The sequence below is a fragment of the Bradyrhizobium embrapense genome (assembly GCF_001189235.2).
GTDB classification, from domain to species: Bacteria; Pseudomonadota; Alphaproteobacteria; order Rhizobiales; family Xanthobacteraceae; genus Bradyrhizobium; species Bradyrhizobium embrapense.
The window spans coordinates 1-1,313 of sequence record NZ_LFIP02000028.1; the positions used below are offsets into that span (position 1 = coordinate 1).

The following is a 1,313-nucleotide window of genomic DNA, read 5'->3' on the forward strand; positions in this document are numbered from 1 at the left end:
CGGCGCAGTTCGGCGGTCTGCTCTTTCAGCGCCGCGATCAGCCCGGGACGGTCGAACTTGGCGACATAGTCGTGGAAGCCGGCCTGCCGGCCGCGCTCGATCGCCGCCGGCGACACCATCGCCGACAGCGCGATGATCGGCAGCCCGACCAGGTTGTGGTCGCTGCGGATGTTCTCGGCGAACTCGAAGCCGTTCATCTCGGGCATCTCGATGTCGGTCAGCACGACGTCGAACGCCTGCCCCGAGCGCAGCGCCGCGAGCCCTTCCTGGGCATTCGGTGCGGTCCGCACCTTGTAGCCGGCGGCCTTCAGGACCGGCGCCAGCATGTTGCGGAAGAAGGCGCTGTCATCGACCAGCAGCACCGACTGCGCGCTAGCCGAGGGGCGCATCTCCTTGCGCGAGAACCAGTCGGCGAACGCCATCGGCAGGAAGTGGCCGACGTCGATCACCTCGGTGGCCTGGCCCTTGATCACGGCCGAGCCCAGAATGCCGTCCTGGGAGCCTGCGACCTCGATGTTGAGCTTTTCCTCGACGATGTCGATGATCTCGTCGACCACGAGCCCCATCGAGCGGCCGTCGTCGGCGAACACCAGGATCGGCTGCGCCCCCTGGGTCTGCACCTCGACCCCGGCCATCTGCACCAGCGGCATCAGCTGCTCGCGGTACTGCACCATGTAGCGGCCGTTCGAGAGCTCGATCTTGTCGGTTGCGATCTCCTCCAGCCGGGTGACGAGGCCGAGCGGCACCGCCTTGGGCTGCGAGGAGCCSGCGCGGAACACCAGCAGCGAGGTCAGCTGCTCGCCGCTATTGGCATGTGCGCTGGCATTGTCGTCGGCCATGTCATGGGCCGAGGAGCCGGACGCGCCGAGCGCCTTGGCGATCCCGTTGGGATCGATGATCATGATGACGGCGCCATCGCCCAAAATGGTGTTGCCGGAGAACATGTCGATGTGCCGCAGCTTGGTCGACATCGGCTTGACCACGATCTCCTCGGTGTGGAACACGCCGTCGACCACGATGCCGAAGGTCTGGCTGCCGACTTGCGTCACCACGATGAAGCCGTTCTCGGCATCGGCGGTCGACGCAYCGTCGTCGATCTTGAGCAGCTTCTTCAGATGGATCAGCGGCAGCAGCTTGTTGCGCAGGCGCAGCACGGCGGTGTCCTTGATCCGCTCGATGCGGTGCTCGGAGTTGGCGCGGGCCCGCACCAGCTCGACCACGGACAATTGCGGAATCGCAAAACGGTCGCCGCCGGCTTCCACGATCAGGGCGGAGACGATCGCAAGCGTCAGCGGGATCTTGATGGTGACGGA

The 1,313-nt window shown here is 66.0% G+C and carries 1 protein-coding gene; it reads right to left on the minus strand.

Features of this window, described 5'->3' with window-relative positions; all coding sequences use genetic code 11:
- The coding region (locus AKN83_RS37955; RefSeq protein WP_157113769.1) for an ATP-binding response regulator at window positions 1–1,313 on the minus strand (1,313 nt) is incomplete at both ends.